Source organism: Lysobacter sp. GQ73 (assembly GCF_059758755.1).
The window spans coordinates 354,060-371,833 of the sequence record NZ_JCAXEE010000001.1 but is presented as its reverse complement, the minus strand read 5'-3'; the positions used below and the strand labels follow the sequence as shown (position 1 = coordinate 371,833).

Below are 17,774 nucleotides of genomic sequence, written 5' to 3'. Positions count from 1 at the left end.
TCGCAAAGACATCGATTGTCGCCGCCGCATGGCCTCGTTCGGGCGAGCGCGGCCGGCGCCGAGCCGCGCCGGGCCTGGCGTCAGGCCGGCCTCGGCCGCGTTCGCGGTCGACTGGCGCGCAGATGAACGCCGCGATGGCGCTGCGCCATGATGGATCCCGCACACGTACGCCGCTGGCGTATGCGCGGACGAACGCGCGCCTGCCGGCGAGCGCGACGCCGCCACCAAGACCATGCCCCGCGCGGGCCTCAGCGCGGAATCGCCAGGTCGGCGGCCTTCAAGGCCTGCCCCTGCGCGCGCGGCGCGGTCTCGATCAGCGCGTCGGCCGGCAACGGCTGCTCCCGATCGAGATGCGCCTCGACGCGGTCGAGCGCCTCGTAGACATAGGGCAGCAGCGGCAGATAACGCGCGCTCAACGCCGGCAGGCCGAGGAAGGCGTCGAAGTGCTGGACGTTGCGCACCTGCCAGTAACGCACCTGCGCGCCGGCCTCGCGTGCCATCGCCACATAAGGCGCGCTGCTGAAGGCAGGCGGGATCAGGCCGTCGTCGAGGCCGTGCACGACCACGATCGGCAGGTCCTTGCGCGGCGCCGAAGCGCGGGTCGCCTCGATGCCCTTGCGCACGCGCTGCTGCGCGGCGGCGAGCGCGGCGCCGCGCCCGGCGTCTTGCTCGCCGCTCTGTTCGCCGAGGCGTTCGCCGCTCCACAACTCGCGCAGGCCGGCCAGCGGCGCGAGGCGCTGTTCGGTCGCCGCCGCCTCGGGGCCGAACAGATACACGCCCGCGCCGGGCGGAATGCCGCTGGCATCGGACCACCAGGCGGCGCGCTCGGTCTCGCTGGCGGCGCGTGCGCTGATCGGCGCGCCCGGAGCGATCTGGCCGGCGCTGTAGGCGTAGCGGACCCAGGGCTGATCGGGATTGCGCGTGCCCGGCGGCTGCGCGGCGCTGAAGCGGCCGTAGGCCGAGGCATAGGTCGCCGCGACCGCGCGCCACAGATCGAAGTTGACCGACAGGGCGCCGGCGCGCAGCGCTTCGTCGCTCCAGCCGCTGGCGCGCATGCGCTCGTAGGCGGCCTGCGCGCGCACCTCGGTGCCGGCCTCGCGGGCCGCATCGCCGAGCAGGCCGAGGCCGGCGGCATGAGTGCAGAACGATTCGGCGCTGTCGCCGCTGGCCGGCGCCACCGGCATCGCGCCGAGCGGCTTGTGCAGCAAGGCGCAGGGCATCAGCAAGGCGGCTTCGGTGGTGTAGTCGTACAAGGGCCGCGCGCCTTCGACGTAGACGTTCGGCTCGCCGGCCACTACCGCGTCGAGCCAGCCCTGCCCGGCCGCGCCCTCGTCGCCGAGTTCGGCCGCGCGCAACACCGCGCCGCCGCCGTTCGAAATGCCGACCGCGATCACCCGGGTGTCGGCGAAGGTGAAAGGCGCCTGCTGCGGAAAGGCCCGGTCGAGCGCGCGCAAGCCGAATTGCGCGGCCTGGCGCACGTGCCGGCCCCAGTCGGCCTCGGGGTTGTCGCGCGAATGCGCATGCTTGAAGGCGACGCCCTTGGCGGCCTCGCGTTCGCCCGCATCCGGGGCGAACGCCAGCCCGCCTTCGGCGACCGGGCCGGTGGTGCCGTCGGCGCGCACGCCGATGCCGGCGTCGAAATCGAAATAATCGGTGCCCGCGCCCTTGTCGGTGTAGGCCACCGCGCAGCCTTTCGGCAGGCCCCAGGCGCCGGCCACCGCGATCGAGCCGTAGATGCCGCGCGAGCCCGACGAGGCGCTGACCACCAGGCAACGCTTCTTGGCGTCGAACGCGTCGGGCACCTGCACCAGCACGCGATGCGGCTGCCTGGCGCCGCTCAAGGTCGCGAACGCGCTGAACTCGCGCCCGGGCACGCGCGCGACGCTGCCGTACAGCTCGCCATAGCCGCCGCCCGGGGCGAGATCGGCGATGCCGCGCCAGTTCGCCCACAGCGCGCGCCGGCGCAGCTCCGCGGCGGTCGGGTGCGCGGCATCGGCGAACGCCGGCGGCGCCATCGCGCGCAGGCCGTCGAGGCCGAGGCCGGCGCTGAGCAGGTCGTCGTGCTCGCCGCGGTGCTCGGTCTGGCGTTCGGCGCTGAACATCGAGGCGGCTTCCTGGCGGGTGTCCGGGACGGCGGGCTGCGGCTTGGCGGCGAACGCCATCGGCGAGGCCGCTCCAGCCAACAGGACGAGGGCGGCGCTGGCCGCGGCGGTGCGTAGGGATTGGGCGCTCATCCCCGCAGGCTAGCAAGTCGCGCGCGGCGCCTCATCGTACTTTGGTACAGCCGTGCGCGATCGCCGCGGGCCGGCGCGCCCGGCCTGCTAGGCTTGGCGCGATGCCGACCCTGCTGATCGCCGACGACCACCCGCTGTTCCGCGCCGCGCTGCGCCAGGCCGCGGCCGACGCCGTGCCCGACACCGCGATCCGCGAGGCCGGCACGCTCGACGACACCCTCGCCGCGCTCGAGGCCGAACCCGGCATCGACCTGGTCCTGCTCGATCTGCACATGCCCGGCAACCACGGCCTGGCCGGGCTCGCGGCGATCCGCGCGCAATACCCGGGCACCGCGGTCGCGGTGGTATCGGCCAACGACGATCCGCGCGTGGTGCGGCGCGCGCTCGATCACGGCGCCGCCGGTTATCTGCCCAAGAGTTCCGGGCTGGACGAATTGCGCGATGCGATCCGCGCGGTGCTGGCGTGCGAGCAGTGGCTGCCGGCGTCGTTGCGCGCCGCGGTCGCGCGCACCCACAGCGAACGCGGCGACGCCGACCTCGCCTCGCGCCTGGCCAGTCTGTCGCCGCAGCAGTTCCGGGTGCTGAGCCTGGTCGCTCAAGGCCTGCTCAACAAACAGATCGCCGATCGCCTCGACGTGCAGGAACGCACGGTCAAGGCGCATCTGTCGGCGATCTTCGACCGTCTCGGCGTGCGCAACCGCACCCAGGCCGGCGTGGTCTTGCGCGAACTCGAATTGTCCGATCCGGCGCGGCGAATCGAAGACTGAGCGCGCTCGTCGGCTTGGACGCGCGGCGTCCGCCGCGCCCCCTGCAATGCTCAGTGGCGCCTAGCGTCGGACACTCGCGTCGTCAAGACTGCGCACGCCATCGCGGATCGTGATAGGCCTTCGGCCGGGCGCGCGGCGGGAACGCCGGCACATTCAGGCTGTTTATCGTTTTCGCCGCCCGTGTTGTCCACACAGCCTGTGGACAAGCCTGCGGACAGTTGTGTTCGAACCCCTCGCGAGGCGTTGCTACACAAGCATTGCAATAGGGTTGGCTAGAAAATGACCACGGAATTTTCTTGACTTTGCTCACGCTTGGTCACCATCCAAAAGTGGGCGCCGCGACGGCGCTCAGCGCTCGATCGCGCCGGCGGCGAGCAGGCGGTCGAGCACCGATTTCAGGGCCAGCGGCTTGACCGGTTTGGCCAGCAGCGACCAGCCGGCGGCGTGCACCGATTGCCGCACCGCAGCACCGGTGTCGGCGCTCAGCAGCAGGCAGGGACGCGCGCCGAACTCCTCGCTGAGCCGCTGCGCCAGGGCCACGCCGGTGTCTTCGTGGTCGAGGTGGTAGTCGAACAGCCACAGCGCCGCGGGCTGCTCGCGCATCGCCTGGCGCGCCTGTTCGCCGCCGCTCGCGGCGACCACCGCGCAACCCCAGCGCCGCAAGGTTTCGCTCAATGCGCTCAGCGCCTGCGGATCGTTGTCGACCGCGAGCACGCGCAACCCGGCGATGCCGCGCGCCTGCCCGGCCGGCGCGATCGCCGGCGGCGCGGACAGGCACGGCACACGCACGCCGAACGCGGTGCCGCGGCCGACCCGGCTGTGCAGGCTCAGCGGCGCGTCGAGCAATTGCGCGATGCGGTCGGCGATCGACAGGCCCAGGCCGAGGCCCTGCCCCGGCGCGTCGGCGCCGCGGCGGAATTCTTCGAAGATCATCGTCCGCTGCTCCGGCGCGATGCCCGGGCCGCTGTCGTGCACTTCGATCGACAGGCCGCCGCCGCGCCGGCGCACGCCGATCAGCACCCGCCCCTGCGCGGTGTAGCGCACCGCATTGGCGAGAAAGTTCTGCAATACCCGGCGCAACAGCTGCGGGTCGCTGCGCGTCCACGCGCGCGAAGCGACATAGCGGAAACGCAGGCCGCGCGCGGCGGCGATCGCGCCGAACTCCGAGGCCAGCGGCTCCAGCACCTCGGCCAGCGGAAACTCGCGCGGTTGCGGCACCAGGCCGCCGGCTTGCAAACGCGACATGTCGAGCAGACCGGTCAACAGATCGCCGGTGGAATCGAGCGCGCCGCCGATCTGGGCCACGGTTTCGCGTTGCGCCGGTTCGACCAGCTGCTGCGCGAGCGCATCGGCGAACAACTGCGCGGCGTGCAGCGGTTGCATCAGGTCGTGGCCGACCGCGGCGAGAAAACGGCTCTTGGCTTCGTTGGCGCGTTCGGCTTCGCGGGTCGCGACTTCGAGATCGGCCGTGCGCTCGGCGACGCGCTGCTCCAGGGTCTCGTTGGCCTGGATCAGCCCGGCCTCGGCGCGCCGGAACGCGGTGACGTCGGTGAAGGTGGCGACGAAGCCGCCGCCGGGCATCGGGTTGCCGCGGATTTCGATGATGCTGCCGTCGGCGAGCACGCGCTCGGACAGATGCGCGGTGCCGGCGCGCATGAAGGCCAGGCGCCGTTGCAGCGAGTATTCGATATCGGCCTGCATCGGCAGGCGCTGCATCGCCCAGCGCGCGAGATCGGCGATCGGCCGGCCGACCTGGAGCAACTCGGCCGGATAACCGAACAATTCGGCGTAACGGCGGTTCCAGGCGACCAGGCGCAACTGCGCATCGACTACGCTGATCCCCTGGCTCATGTTCTGCAGCGCCGCTTCCAGCAGGCGCTGGTTGAAGCGCAGGTCGGCCGAGGCCTCGCCGACGATCGCCGCGACCGTGTCGAGGTCGCGCCCTGCCTCGCGGCGCGCCGCATCCAGCAGCACCCGCGCCGAGGCCGAGCCGAGCACTGCGGCGAGTTCGCGCTCGACCCCGGCTTCGACCGTCGCGTCGACCGCGCCGCCGGCCGGCACGCCGTCGAGCAATTGCGCGACTCGTTCGCGCGAGAGAAAGCGCAGGCCGGCGTCGCGCAAGGTCTGCGCATCGAGCCCGCGCCGCGCGTGGCGCGGCGATTCGCGCCGCCACAGCGCCATCAGTACGGTCGCCAGGGTGCCGATGAACAGGCTGACGCCGACCGCACGGCCGAGCCGGCTCCAACCGGTCAGACCGAACAGACGCTCCGGCGCCAGCCAATGCCAGCCGAACGGGCCCTCGTGCAGCCACGGCGGCGCCAGGCCGCGCGCCTCGTACAACATCGGCAGCAGCAATACCCAGGCCCAGGCGACAAAGCCGGCGACGATGCCGGCGAAGGCCGCGCGCGCCGGCGTCTGCGGCCGCCACACCGCGAAGGCGAGCGCCGGCGCGAGAGTCGCCAGGGCCGAGAACGACACCGCGCCGACATCGGCCAGCGCTTCGCTGCCTGCGATCAGCCGGCTATAGGCCCAGGCCAACAGCATGATCGCGACGATGCCGGCGCGGCGCAGCGCCAGCACGCGCCCGCGCAGGTCGTCGTTGCGCGCCCAGGCGCCGCGCAGCAGGCCCGGCGCGAACCAGTGGTTGCCGATCATCAGGCTCAGGGTGAGCGTGCTCACCACGACCATGCCGGTGGCGGCGCTGAGCCCGCCGAGAAATGCGAACAGCGCCAGCGACTCGTGCCCTTGCGCCAGCGGCAAGGCCAGCACGTACAGGTCCGAGGGCACCTGGCTGCCGAGCAGGGACTGGCCGAGCTTGGCCAGCGGCAGCACCGGCAACGCGATCAGCAGCAGGTACAGCGGAAACTGCCAGCGCGCGGTGCGCACGTCGGCCTCGTCCCGGCATTCGACCACCGCCACGTGGAACTGGTGCGGCAGGATGAACATCGCCAGCCCGCCGAGCAGCACCAGCGGCACGAAGCCGCCCGCCGGTTGCGCCGGCGCGGCGGCGGCGGTGGCCGCCTGCGGCAAGTCGCCGAGCCCGAACCAGACGAAGGCGCCCAGCGCGAGCATCGCCGCGAGCTTGAACACCGACTCGAACGCCATCGCCAGGACCAGGCCGCGGTTGTGCTCGGCCGCGCTGGCGCGGCGGGTGCCGAACAGCATCGCGAACAGGGCCATCGCCAAGGCCACGTACAGCGCGCTGTCGCGCCAGGCCGGCAGCGCGCCGCCGTCGGTCGCGCGCGTGGTCAGCATCGCGAAGCTCATCGCCACCGCTTTCAGCTGCAGGGCGATGTAGGGGATCAGGCCGAGCGCGGCGATCAGGGTCACCAGCGCGGCGAGCCAGGCGTCCTTGCCCAGGCGCGTGGCGATCAGGTCGGCGAGCGAGGTCGCGTTGGTTTCGCGCGCGAGCTTGACCAGCTTGACCATGAAGCCGAGCGCGAGCGCATAGAACAGGATCGAGCCGAGGAAGGTCGGCGGCAGCGGCCAGCCGTAGCGCGCCGCCTGGGTGACCGTGCCGTAGAAGGTCCACGAGGTGCAGTGCACCGCGAGCGACAGTGCGTAGATATGGCGCCAGTGCCGCGCCAGCACGTTCGGCCGGCGCTCGGCGAACAGCGCGGTGCCGAACATCAGCGCCAGCCAGGCCAGGCTGGCCAGCGCGACGACGGTAAGGCTCAGCATGAGGCGGCGACTGGACGCATCGGCGCAGGATAACGCAGCGGTTCGCCGCGGCGGATGGCGATGAGGCGGGACGGACGCCGGCTACGGCGGTGCGGCGACGGAGCCAGGAGCAGAAGCAAGGGCAAAGTCAGGAGCAAAGCCCCCTCCCCTGGTGGACAGCATGGGTTTCGGCGAGAACGAGCCTCCCTGGAGCACTCCTTCTACGGAACGGCACAAGTCTCCACAGCGGACGACCCCAAGGGCTTCCCCCTTGAAGAGGAGCCGAAGGGAATTTACGCCTTTGTCGTTGCCTTTACGCTCCTCGCTACTTGCTATTCGCTCTTCTCACCCGTTACTCGTTACTAGTTACTCACTACTCGCTATCGGTTACTCGCTACTGTCGCCAACTACCGGCTCCCCACCGTCCGACCTCACGCATCCCCGAAACGAATCCCCGCCATCCCTGGCAGAGGATTCACGCCACAACGGCGGCGTCGTCGGCCGCCGTGGCAACGCTCAGAACGCGTACTTCACCGACAGGGTGTATTGGCGCGGCGGGCCGTAGAAGCCGGTGTAGACGCCCAGGGCCGAGTTGAGGCTGTAGCCGGTGGTGCGGTACTCCTTGTCGGCCAGGTTGGTGCCCTGCAAGGACACCGTCCACGGACCCGGGCTCTTCCAGGTCACGCCGGCGTTGACCAGGCCGTAGCCGTCCTGGGTGATCGGCACCGCGCCGGTGCGCACGATCTCGGTGGTCGCCACCACGTCGCTCTGGTAGCTGTAGCCCACCCGCGCCGACAGGTTGCTGCCGTCGCTCAGGTCGGTGCGGTACTCGACGTTGAGCGCGCCGGAGAAATCCGGGGCGTTGGTGAACTCCTGCTCGTTGGCGATGTTGACGCCGGCGTAGATGAATTCGTCGTACTTGGCGTCGAGCCAGGCCAGGTTGCCCGAGATCAGCCAATGCTCGTTCGGCAGCCACTGGTACTCGACTTCCAGGCCCTGCACCGTGCCGGAACCGGCGTTGGTGAAATCGCCGAAGAAGGCGTCGTTGGTGCCGTCGCCGTTGCTGTCATAGGCGGTGAACACCGACAGCTGGATGTCCTTGTAGTCGTTGTGGAAATAGGCCAGGTTCAAGAACATGCGCTGGTCGAAGAAGGCCATCTTGCTGCCGACCTCGAAACTGTCGACGACCTCGTCGTCGAAGGGCTCGGCCGAACGCGGCACCGCCGCGGCCTGGGCGCGGATGTTGTAGCCGCCGGACTTGAAGCCGCGGGTGGCCAGGCCGTACAGCAGGATGTCCGGCGCGATCTGATAATCGAGCGAGATCTTCGGCGAGGTGTTCTTGAAATTGATCTTGCGGTCGAAATTCGCCGCGATCAGCCCGTTGGGGACGGTGAAGCTGGCGTCGCGGTAGCCGCGGTTGAGCACCTTGGCGCGCTTGTCCTCGTCGGTGTAGCGCACCCCGACGTCGAGCTTGAGCTTGTCGGTGAGGTCGAAGGTCCAATCGGCGTAGGCGGCGATGCTCTCGGTGAAGACCGTGCCCTGGGTGTCGCCGAAACTGGCATTGAAGAAATTGTTGAGCACCTGGCCGCCGGCCTCGCCGTCGAAGGCATAGACGCCCATGACGCCGCGGGCACGGCCGCCGCCGTCGTAATTCGCCTGCAATTCGTGGGTGATCTGCTGGTCGCTGTAGAACGCCTTCACGTCGGCGATCTTGTTCTGCAGGGTGTCGAAGTCGATGTTGGTCTCGGTGTCGGACTCGCGCTTGGCCAGCACGTACTTGAAGCTCCAGTCCTCGCTGGCGCGCCAGTTGACCGTCGCCGAGGCGCCCTTGATGGTGGTGTCGTTGATGTTCGGCATGCCGCTGCGGATGTCGTAGCGCGACTCCAGCGGCGCCTGGCCCGGGGCGAAGCGGTTGGCGGCGAGCATCCTGGCGCCGCGCACGCCGGACTGGTCGTCCATCCAGTCGAACGCGAACTGGATGTCGAGCGCGTCGCTGACATAGGCGCCGAGGCTGCCGCGCAGGGCGAGGATCTCCTTGTCGCTGACGTCCTGGCCGGTGACGGTGTTCTCGCCGAAGCCGTCGCGGTTGAGGCTGGCGACCGACAGGCGGCCGCGCAGGGTGGCATCGCCGCCCTGGGTGCTGCCGCCGATCGGGCCGGCGATCGCCGCCTTGACGTCGAGCTGGCCGTAGTTGCCGACGGTGACCGAAGCGAAGCCGTCGAGCGAAGTCGGCAGGCCGCGCGAGATGTACTTGATCGCGCCGCCGATGGTGTTCTTGCCGTACAGCGTGCCCTGCGGGCCGCGCAGCACCTCGATGCGCTCGACGTCGAACACGTCGAGCAAGGCGCCCTGCGGACGGGCGATGTAGACGTCGTCCATGTAGATGCCGACACCGGGGTCCACGCCCCACAGCGGGTCCGACTGGCCGACGCCGCGGATATAGGCGGTGATGGTGCTGCTGGAGCCGCGCGCGGCGTAGATGGTCAGGTTGGGCACCTGCGCGTCGAGGTCGCTGAGGTCCTCGACGTTGAGCCGGTCCAGCGCCTCGGGCGTGAACGCGGTGATCGCGACCGGCACGTCCTGCAAGGTCTCCTCGCGCTTGCGCGCGGTCACGGTGATCGAACCCAGCGTCTTGGCCTGCGCCTCGGCGGCCGGCGCGGCGTCCTGCGCCCAGGCGGCCGGCGCCAGCAACGCGCCGGCGATGGCCAGGCTCAGCGTGCTGTGACCGATCTTGCTGCGTGTTGGTTTGCCTTGCTTCACGTATGTCTCTCCCCTTGTAGCGGCCGGTCGTAGCGATCGCGATGGGCCGGTGTCCGCACCGCCGCCATTCCGCCCCCACGCGAGAATGGCGGCGGCGGCAGGACGAAGGCCCCCGTCATGCCGCGCAGACTAGGAGGACCCGGTCGGGACGGGCAGCTGTACCTTCGGACAATGCCCCGCCCGCGCGCGCTTGCCGACACTGCGCGCACCGACGGGCCTGGACGTTCGTCACTGGGAAAAAACCGATGGCGTTCGTGATCGTGCTGGCCGCGCTGTGCTTTCTGATGTATGTCGCCTACCGCGGCCACAGCGTGATCCTGTTCGCGCCGGTGGCGGCGCTCGGCGCGGTGTTGCTGACCGACCCCAGCCTGGTCGCGCCGATGTTCACCGGCCTGTTCATGGACAAGATGGTCGGCTTTCTCAAGCTGTATTTCCCCGTGTTCCTGCTCGGCGCGGTGTTCGGCAAGCTGATCGAGGTGTCGGGCTTCTCCAAATCGATCGTCGCCGCGACCATCCGACTGCTCGGGCGCGAACGCGCCATGCTCTCGATCGTCGCGGTCTGCGCCCTGCTCACCTACGGCGGCGTGTCGCTGTTCGTGGTGGTGTTCGCGGTGTATCCCTTCGCCGCCGAGCTGTTCCGCCAGAGCGACATCCCAAAGCGGCTGATTCCCGGCACCATCGCGCTGGGCGCCTTCAGCTTCACCATGGACGCGCTGCCGGGCACGCCGCAGATCCAGAACATCATCCCGACCGCGTTCTTCGGCACCGACACCTGGGCCGCGCCCTGGCTCGGCCTGATCGGCGGCGTGTTCATCCTGATCGTCGGCCTGCTGTATCTGAACTGGCGCCGCCGGGTCGCACTGCGCGCCGGCGAGGGCTACGGCGAGAACCTGCTCAACGAACCGGCGCCGTTCGCCGGCGGCCGGCTCGCCCACCCGGCCATCGCGATCCTGCCCTTGCTGCTGGTCGGTATCTCCAACAAGGCCTTCAGCGTATGGCTGCCGCAGGTCTACGGCGCCCGCCACAGCTTCGACCCGGCGGTGATCGGCGATGCCGCGCCGGTGGTCCAGGAGGTGTCGAAGATCGCCGCGATCTGGGCGGTCGAAGGCGCCTTGCTGATCGGCATCGCCGCGGTGATCGTCTGCGCCTGGAAGCCGGTGACGGGCAGCTTCGCCGAAGGCAGCAAGGCAGCGATCGGCGGCGCCCTGCTCGCCGCGATGAACACCGCCAGCGAGTACGGCTTCGGCGCGGTCATCGCCGCGCTGCCGGGCTTTCTGGTGGTGGCGAACGCCTTGGCCGCGATCCCGAACCCGCTGGTCAACGAAGCGGTCACGGTGACGGCCCTGGCCGGCATCACCGGTTCGGCCTCGGGCGGCATGAGCATCGCGCTCGCGGCGATGGCCGACAGCTTCATCGCCAACGCCAACGCCGCCGGCATCCCGATGGAAGTGCTGCACCGCGTCGCCGCGATGGCCTCCGGCGGCATGGACACCCTGCCGCACAACGGCGCGGTCATCACCCTGCTCGCGGTGACCGGCCTGACCCATCGCCAAGCCTACAAGGACGTGTTCGCGATCACCCTGATCAAGACCCTGGCGGTGTTCGTGGTGATCGCGACGTTTTATGCGACGGGAGTGGTGTGAGCTGGGCGTTCGCTCGCATCGGGACTTCGAGATACGCGAGCCTTCACCCCTGCCCCTCTCCCGCACGCGGGAGAGGGGTTCCGGAGCGTGCCCTCTTTCGCACGCGGGAAAGGGGTTCTGTACCGGTGAAGTGAATCCTCAGCCGGCGCAGTTGTAGCAGACCAGAGCGAAATCCTGGTCGGTGTCGTCGCCGGCGTTCGGCAATGCGTTGGAATTGATATCGGTCGCGCGCACTTCGACGTTCACGCTGCCGCCATGCTGCGAGGCCTGCAGGAACACGCCTTCGCCGTTGTTCCTTGTGTCGGCGCTGCCGCCGGCGACCGACCAGCCGCTGCTGGAGAAGACGTTGCCGAGGTAGGTGCTGGCGCCGGCGGTGACGCGCAGGTCGAGGTTGTTGTTCCAGGCCGGGGTGGTGCCGCCGAGGCCGTGGCCGGGCGCATCGGTCCAGACCAGCATGATCCGGATCGGCTGGCTCGGGTCGGCCGCGGTGAAGCTGCGCGTCCAGCTCTCGCCGCTGGCGTCGAACACCCGGCTCTGGTCGACGTACTGCACGCTCTGCGCCGGTTGCAGCACCGGTTTGATCAACATCCGTCCCCAACCCTGCTTGCTGTCGGGCGCGGTGCCGAGGGTGCCACCGTCGGCGTCGAGCCGGCCGATCAGGTTCTGCGCGACCGCGGTGAAGGCCGCCTTGGTCAGGGCCGGGCTCGGATCGACGCCGAAGCGGTTGCGGTAGTACTGCACGAACAGCGCGCTGGCGCCGGCGACCTGCGGCGAGGCCATGCTGGTGCCGCACATCAGGCCGTGGCCGCTCGCGCTGTTGGCCGAATCGATCGAACACCCGGGCGCGACCATGCTCGGGATGCGCCGGCCGTCGAGCGCCGGGCCGTGCGCTGTGTTGCCGGACAGGTCGTTGATCGCGGTGAGTTGCACCGTGGCCGAGGTCTGGCCCTTGGTCGAGCCGATGGTGAAGGTGTTCTTGGCTTCGTCCGGCGTGCCCTGGCTCTGGGTGCCGCCGTTGCCGTTCATGAACGACAGCACGTAGTTCAGCGGCTGATCGCCGGGTGCATCGGGGTCGGCATCGCGCACGCCGACATCGACCTGGCGGGTGGCGTTGTCGTAGCCGCGTGGCGTACCGGCCGGGCCCCAGCTGTTGCCGGAGATCACCGCGCGGTTGCGCACCGACTGGGTCATCAACAGCAGCATGCCGCCGGCCTGGCTGTAGGTCGGCGAATAACGCTGCTCGACGAGCTTGGCGCCGGGCGCCACGCCGAGGCCGCGACGGAAGCTGCCGTTGGCGGTGCTGACGCTGACGTTGGAAGCGCCGTCGCCGGCCATGATCGCCGCGGTATGGGTGCCGTGGGCGCTGCTCGCCGCGGCGCCGCAGGTGCTGCCTACGCAGGTGGTCATGCGCGCGGCCAGATCGGGATGGGTGTGGTAGATACCGCCGTCGACGTTGGCCATGGTCACGCCGCTGCCGTCGACGCCGATCGAGGTCAGATAGGCGCGATAGCCCGGCAAGGCGAGATTGCTCGCGTTGACGTTGCCGGCATTGATCTGGCTGCTGATCTCGCCGCGCAGGCCGCCGTCGGTCGGTACGCTCTGCACGCTGTACACGCCCGGGGTCTGCGCCAAGGCTGCGATGCGGTCGGCCGACAAGCGCAAGGTCTGCGCCTGCAGGTGGCGGTCGATCGCGCGCGCGTCGGCGCCGACCTTGCTCGCACCGAGCACTGTGAGCGCGGTGACGAAGCCGGAGTCGCCGCGGCGGCTGATGACGTCGACCTCGACCGGCCCGGCCGCGGCCTTGCGCAGTTCGGCCTTGCGCAGTTCGGGCTGCACCCGATAGGCCGGCAGGAAATCGCCGCTCCAGCGTACTTCGGGGCGGCCGGAAAGCCGCGCCAGGGCGTCGCGTCGGCCCCAGGCGACATAGGTGTAGGGGTGGATGTATTGCACCGGTTCCAGCCCGGCGCGGCGCAGTTCGTCGAGCCAAGCCTGACGGATCGGGCCGCCGAACTGGACCAGGCGCCAGTCTTCGCCGTCGGCGCGTGCCCGGCCCCAGGCGCTGCCGGGCTGCACCGGCGTCGAGGCGCGCGGGTCGAAGCGCAGTCCGCCCAGGTCGAGTTCGAAACGCGGGTCGGCGCCGGAGGATGCGGCCGGCGCGGACGAAGCGGTAGCGGCGAGGCCGATCGCGACGGCGATGGCGAGATGCAACAGACGACGGTCGGTCATGCGAGTTCTCCTGAAGTTCCATGGAACGCCGTCGTTGCCGGCGGCGGCTCGGGTAGAGAGTGCTGAAGCGACTGCGGGCGTCCCGGCGGCTGCATCGTGGGACGGCTACCGACACTGCGCCCGTGCCGGGGCGGCGTCCACGCGAATACGAACGGCGTTCCGGCGGCGACGTTGAGTGGCATCACAGAAAGCAAAGCGCGCCGTCGCGGACCCGGAATGCGGCGGCGCGGCCTGAGACGGCGGTCGCGGCTCGCGCAGAGTCGGGATCTTCTGAATGCCCATCTGCAAGCCGGCCAGGTCGGCGTCGGCGGATCCAAAAAAATCCAAACGAATCAAAAAATGTCCGCCCTCGACGCGGCGCCCGCAAACGCAGCCCCGAAATCGCCGGGCTGTCGATGCGTTTGGACGATTTCGACAAGGGCAAAACCGCGCGCCGCCGCGCTGCGGACGCTGTGCGCGGCGCTCGCGGCGCCCTATAGTCGGGCGGTCGTCGCTGCCCTGCTCGCCCATGCGCCTGTGTTTGCTGCGTTCCCTGTTGTCGCTCGTCTCGCTGCTGTCGCCCCTGCTCGCCGCGGCGGCCGATGCGCGACCGGCCCTGAACCCGCGCGCGATCGCCTTCTACTACAACTGGTACGGCAGCCCCAAGCTCGACGGCGCGCCGCTGCACTGGGCCCACGACGTGCTGCGCGAGAACGACCGCGACCGGACCGCCAAGCGCCTGCCCGGCGGCGGCGACATCTCGGCCAACTTCTATCCGCAGCTCGGCGAGTACAGCAGCGCCGACCCGGCGGTGATCGAGCGGCACATGGCGATGATCGCCTCAGCGCGGATCGGCGTGATCGCGGTGACCTGGCTCGGCGTCGACGACCCGAGCTTCAAGAGCCTGCACCCGCTGTTCGAGGCCGCGCAACGCCACGGCGTGCGCATCTGCTTCCAGATCGAGCCGGCCGCGCGCAAGACCGCCGCCGATGCGCGCGCCTCGATCCGTTATCTGGTCGAGACCTTCGGCGCGCACCCGGCCTTCTATCGCGATCCCGACAGCCGGCGCCCGCTGTTCTTCGTCTACGACTCCTACGTCATCGACGCCAAGGACTGGGCGCAGGTGCTGGGCCGCGACGGCGCCGACAGCATCCGCGGCACCGCCTTCGATGCCGACGTGCTCGGCCTGTGGGTCGGCGCCGACGAACACGCCTTCTTCGAGCAGTCCGGCTTCGACGGTTTCTACACCTACTTCGCCAGCCGCGGCTTCAGCTACGGCGCCACCCCGGAGCATTGGCCCGAGCTGCAGCGATGGGCCAAACAGCACGGCAAACTTTTCATTCCCTCGGTCGGCCCGGGCTACATCGACACCCGCGTGCGCCCCTGGAACGCCAAGAACACCCAGGACCGCGACGGCGGCGGCTATTACGACGCGATGTTCGAGGCGGCGATCGACAGCGGCGCGCCGTTCATCGGCATCACCTCGTTCAACGAATGGCACGAAGGCACCCAGATCGAACCCGCCGTGGCGTTCAAGCACCCGGCCTTCGAGTATCTGGATTACGCGCCGCGCGCGCCGGAGTACTACCTCGAACGCACCGCGCATTGGTTGCAGCGGTATAAGCCCACCGTCGAGTAGCGCCGTACCGTTTCAACGGCAGGAGCGGCGCAAGCCGCGATCGCGAATTGCAGCGCGCGGCGCTAACTGGAAACCCCGCGGTCGCGACTTGCGTCGCTCCTACAAGGGCCTGACGACTGCGCGGTTTTCCGGGATGCAGGTGAGTGGCTCCCTGTAGGAGCGGCGTGAGCCGCCACTGCATAGCGTGGCCTGCGGCGCGAGCTGGGAACACCGCGGTCGCGACTCACGTCGCTCCTACAAGGGGGGTTGGCGACCGCAAGCCGCGACAACGCCGCCGCAGAGCCGACGCGACACGATGAAAAGGGTCGGGGCTGGAGCGCTCTCCACCAGACCGGCCCGACGAGGCCGCCCGAAATGGCGCGGGCGCGGCTTGCGCCGCTCCTGCCCTTGGAGCGCGAGCAGTTCGGCTAGCGCTCGCGCACCGGCCGCTTGGCCAGGCGCCGCTGCAGGGTGCGGCGGTCGACCCCGAGCACGCGCGCGGCGGCGGACACATTGCCGCCGCATTCGCTGAGCACGCGCTGCACGTGCTCCCAACCCTGGCGCCGCAAAGATTGTGGGTCGAGCGGCGGTTCCGGCGGCGGCGCTTCCGCCGCGGCCGACTCGAACGACTGCGTCAGCGCTTCGATGTCGAAGGGCTTGGGCAGGTAGTTCCAGGCGCCGCGGCGCATCGCGTCGACTGCGGTGGCGATGCTGGCATAGCCGGTGGCGAGCACGATCCGCGCCTGCGGGCAACGCTCGCGCAGGCCGCGGATCAGCAGCAGGCCGTTGTCGGCGCCGAGCTTGAGGTCGAGCACGATGCCCTCGGGCGCGAATCCGTCCAGCGCCGCCAGCGCGCTCGCTGCGTCGTGGCGGGCCTGCACCTCGACGCCGCGGCGCTGCAGCAGCCGCGCCAGCACTTGGCAGAACGCCAGGTCGTCGTCGATCAACAGCAAGCGCGCGGGCAGGCTCACGGCGCCCCGGTCAGCGGCAGGTCGACTTCGGTGACGCAGCCGCCGCCGTCGCGCTCGAACTGGCGCACGCGGCCGCGGCTGCGTTCGATGCTGGCCTTGGAGATCATCAGGCCGATGCCGAGCCCCGGGCCCTCGGCGTCGTGGCGCGGGCGCGCGGCGATACCGGCCGGGCCCGCGCCGCGGTCGAGAATCGTCACCACCAGCCAGCCCTCGCGTACCTGGGTGCTCACCTCGACCGGCTCGTCGCGGCCGCGCGCGGCATTGGCGTCGGCGGCGTTGTTGATCAGGTTGATCAGCGCCTGCGGCAAGGCCGCGTCGATGCGTACTTCGCGATCGGCCGCGCCGCCGCGGAACACCGCGGTCGCATTCGGCCGCAGCAGGCGCCAGCGGTCGACACAGGCATGGACGAAGCGGTCGGCATCCTCGACGGTGGCTTCGCCGGCGGCGCCGCGGCGCGCCATTTCGGCCAGCGCGCGCACATGCTCGCGGCAATGCGCGAGCTGGTCGCGCAACAGTTCGACGTCCTCGCGCGCCGGCGGCGCCTCGCTGGCGATCCAGTCGTCGATCAGCAGGCTCATCGTCGCCAGCGGCGTATTGAGTTCGTGCGCGGTGCCGGCGGCGAGCGAGCCGAGCGCCGACAGCGACTCGTCGCGGATCGCGCGTTCGCGCGCCTCCGACAAGCGCCGGCGCTGGTCGCGCACGATCGCCATGAAGCGGCTCAACACCACCCCCATGATCCCGGCCGAGAGCAGAAAGTTGACCCACATGCCGGTGACGTGCAGTTCGAAATCGCTGCCGTGCACGTGCGGCAGCGGCACGTGATGCCGCAGCAGCCAGGTGTAGAGCGCCGCGGTCAGCACGGTCAGGCCGAGCATCGGCGCGATTTCCAGGCCGATCGCCGCCATCGCCACCGGCACCAGGTACAGGGACACGAAGGGATTGGCCGGGCCGCCGGAGAAATACAGCAGCGCGGTCAGGCTCAGCAGATCGACCAGCAACTGCAGGATCAGCGCGCGCGTGCCGGGGTGGCGATGGCGCAGCCACCAGACATGACTGACCAGGTTGAAGAGCAACAAGCCGGCCGAAATCGCCAGCAGCGGCCTGGCCGGAATCGGCAGGTTCAGGCGCTCGACCACGTAGGCGACCGTGAGCACCTGCCCGGCCACCGCCATGTATCGCAGGTAGATCAGCAGGTGCAGCAAGACGGTGTCCGTGAACGCGATGCGGCGATTATCGCATCGCGCCAACCGGCCACGCGACGCACCACACCGCCTGGGGGCGAGTTCGCAGCCGCGTGCGTCAATCGGTCGCAGCCCAGGACGGCCCAGCGCCTGTCAGTTCCGACAATCCGCGATCCCGGCCGTTGCCTGCGCGCTATTCTCGGCCGGCCAGAATGGTCTGGCATCTCAGGAACGGACCTCATGAAATCAAAGGGATCGGCTCTCATGAACACCGTGTTCGGCGGCGTCTTCGTCGCCGCCTCCGCCTTCGCACCGGTCGCGGCGCAGCCCGGCGCCCAGGCCATCACCGGGCCGGTGCTGTATTGCTTCGTCAGCCCGAACGATCAGCCGCCGGTGGGCAACTTCGGCCGTTGTACTTCGTTTTATCCGGCCAGCAGCTACACCGCCGAGTTCGAGATCCGCAATCTGCCGGCCGGCAGCTACAGCTATGTCTGGACCACCGAGCTGGGCCTGGTGCTGCCCTGCACCACCTCGCGCTGCAGCCAGCGATACCGCGGCGGCATGGCGATCTCGGACATCGTCAACGTGACCTACACCAACCTGGCCACCGGCGAGGCCAAGACCTTGAGCCGCTCGCTGGCGATCAACGGGCCGTTCTGAGCGCACGCTCGGCTGCATCGGCTGGATGCGAGAAAGCGGGCCGAGGCCCGCTTTCTCTTTGCCCTCGCGCTATCC

General features: G+C 70.0%; 10 protein-coding genes. 4 read left to right on the top strand and 6 right to left on the bottom strand.

The annotated features are described in order from the left end of the window. Nucleotides 1–248: 248 nt before the first annotated feature. Complete coding sequence (locus AC6CH2_RS01540; RefSeq protein ID WP_498267635.1) at nt 249–2,234, bottom strand: 3-hydroxybutyrate oligomer hydrolase family protein; 1,986 nt, start codon at nt 2,232–2,234, stop codon at nt 249–251. A gap of 101 nt (nt 2,235–2,335) precedes the next feature. On the opposite strand from AC6CH2_RS01540, the gene AC6CH2_RS01535 reads away from it, so the two are divergent. Beyond that, nucleotides 2,336–3,001, top strand: coding sequence for a response regulator transcription factor (locus AC6CH2_RS01535; protein ID WP_435395834.1), 666 nt, complete (start codon nt 2,336–2,338; stop codon nt 2,999–3,001). Nucleotides 3,002–3,349: 348 nt separating this feature from the next. On the opposite strand, the gene AC6CH2_RS01530 is transcribed toward AC6CH2_RS01535, so the two are convergent. Beyond that, the gene (locus AC6CH2_RS01530) at nt 3,350–6,682 is read right to left on the bottom strand and encodes a hybrid sensor histidine kinase/response regulator (RefSeq protein WP_498267634.1); all 3,333 of its coding nucleotides are present in this window, start codon (nt 6,680–6,682) and stop codon (nt 3,350–3,352) included. A 495-nt stretch (nt 6,683–7,177) separates the two neighbouring features. After that, nucleotides 7,178–9,364, bottom strand: coding sequence for a TonB-dependent receptor (locus AC6CH2_RS01525; RefSeq protein ID WP_498268184.1), 2,187 nt, complete (start codon nt 9,362–9,364; stop codon nt 7,178–7,180). A 302-nt stretch (nt 9,365–9,666) separates the two neighbouring features. Between AC6CH2_RS01525 and AC6CH2_RS01520 the strand changes: the two genes are divergently transcribed. After that, nucleotides 9,667–11,064 carry a GntP family permease gene (locus tag AC6CH2_RS01520; protein WP_498267633.1) on the top strand — a complete coding sequence of 466 codons (1,398 nt, stop codon included), beginning with the start codon at nt 9,667–9,669 and terminating at the stop codon, nt 11,062–11,064. 138 nt (nt 11,065–11,202) lie between these two features. Here AC6CH2_RS01520 and AC6CH2_RS01515 read toward each other — a convergent pair whose 3' ends face one another. After that, nucleotides 11,203–13,290 carry a S8 family serine peptidase gene (locus AC6CH2_RS01515; RefSeq protein WP_498267632.1) on the bottom strand — a complete coding sequence of 696 codons (2,088 nt, stop codon included), beginning with the start codon at nt 13,288–13,290 and terminating at the stop codon, nt 11,203–11,205. 520 nt (nt 13,291–13,810) lie between these two features. Between AC6CH2_RS01515 and AC6CH2_RS01510 the strand changes: the two genes are divergently transcribed. After that, on the top strand, nt 13,811–14,908 hold the full coding sequence (locus tag AC6CH2_RS01510; RefSeq protein WP_498267631.1) for a glycoside hydrolase family 99 protein: 1,098 nt from the start codon (nt 13,811–13,813) through the stop codon (nt 14,906–14,908). A 407-nt stretch (nt 14,909–15,315) separates the two neighbouring features. Here the strand turns inward: AC6CH2_RS01510 and AC6CH2_RS01505 are convergent, their stop codons facing one another. Then, a complete protein-coding gene (locus AC6CH2_RS01505; RefSeq protein ID WP_435395829.1) occupies nt 15,316–15,858 on the bottom strand; it encodes a response regulator transcription factor in 543 nt (180 codons plus the stop codon). After that, complete coding sequence (locus AC6CH2_RS01500) at nt 15,855–17,060, bottom strand: ATP-binding protein (protein ID WP_498267630.1); 1,206 nt, start codon at nt 17,058–17,060, stop codon at nt 15,855–15,857. The genes AC6CH2_RS01505 and AC6CH2_RS01500 overlap by 4 nt, the downstream gene beginning before the upstream one ends. Before the next feature lie 243 nt (nt 17,061–17,303). On the opposite strand from AC6CH2_RS01500, the gene AC6CH2_RS01495 reads away from it, so the two are divergent. Then, the gene (locus AC6CH2_RS01495; protein ID WP_498267629.1) at nt 17,304–17,699 is read left to right on the top strand and encodes a hypothetical protein; all 396 of its coding nucleotides are present in this window, start codon (nt 17,304–17,306) and stop codon (nt 17,697–17,699) included. Nucleotides 17,700–17,774 lie beyond the last annotated feature (75 nt).

Excerpts from the sequence above, each read along its gene's own strand:
- AC6CH2_RS01535 (WP_435395834.1), top strand. The coding sequence starts at position 2,336 with ATGCCGACCCTGCTGATCGCCGACGACCACCCGCTGTTCCGCGCCGCG.
- AC6CH2_RS01540 (WP_498267635.1), bottom strand. The coding sequence starts at position 2,234 with ATGAGCGCCCAATCCCTACGCACCGCCGCGGCCAGCGCCGCCCTCGTC.
- AC6CH2_RS01520 (WP_498267633.1), top strand. The coding sequence starts at position 9,667 with ATGGCGTTCGTGATCGTGCTGGCCGCGCTGTGCTTTCTGATGTATGTC.
- AC6CH2_RS01530 (WP_498267634.1), bottom strand. The coding sequence starts at position 6,682 with ATGCTGAGCCTTACCGTCGTCGCGCTGGCCAGCCTGGCCTGGCTGGCG.
- AC6CH2_RS01515 (WP_498267632.1), bottom strand. The coding sequence starts at position 13,290 with ATGACCGACCGTCGTCTGTTGCATCTCGCCATCGCCGTCGCGATCGGC.
- AC6CH2_RS01495 (WP_498267629.1), top strand. The coding sequence starts at position 17,304 with ATGAACACCGTGTTCGGCGGCGTCTTCGTCGCCGCCTCCGCCTTCGCA.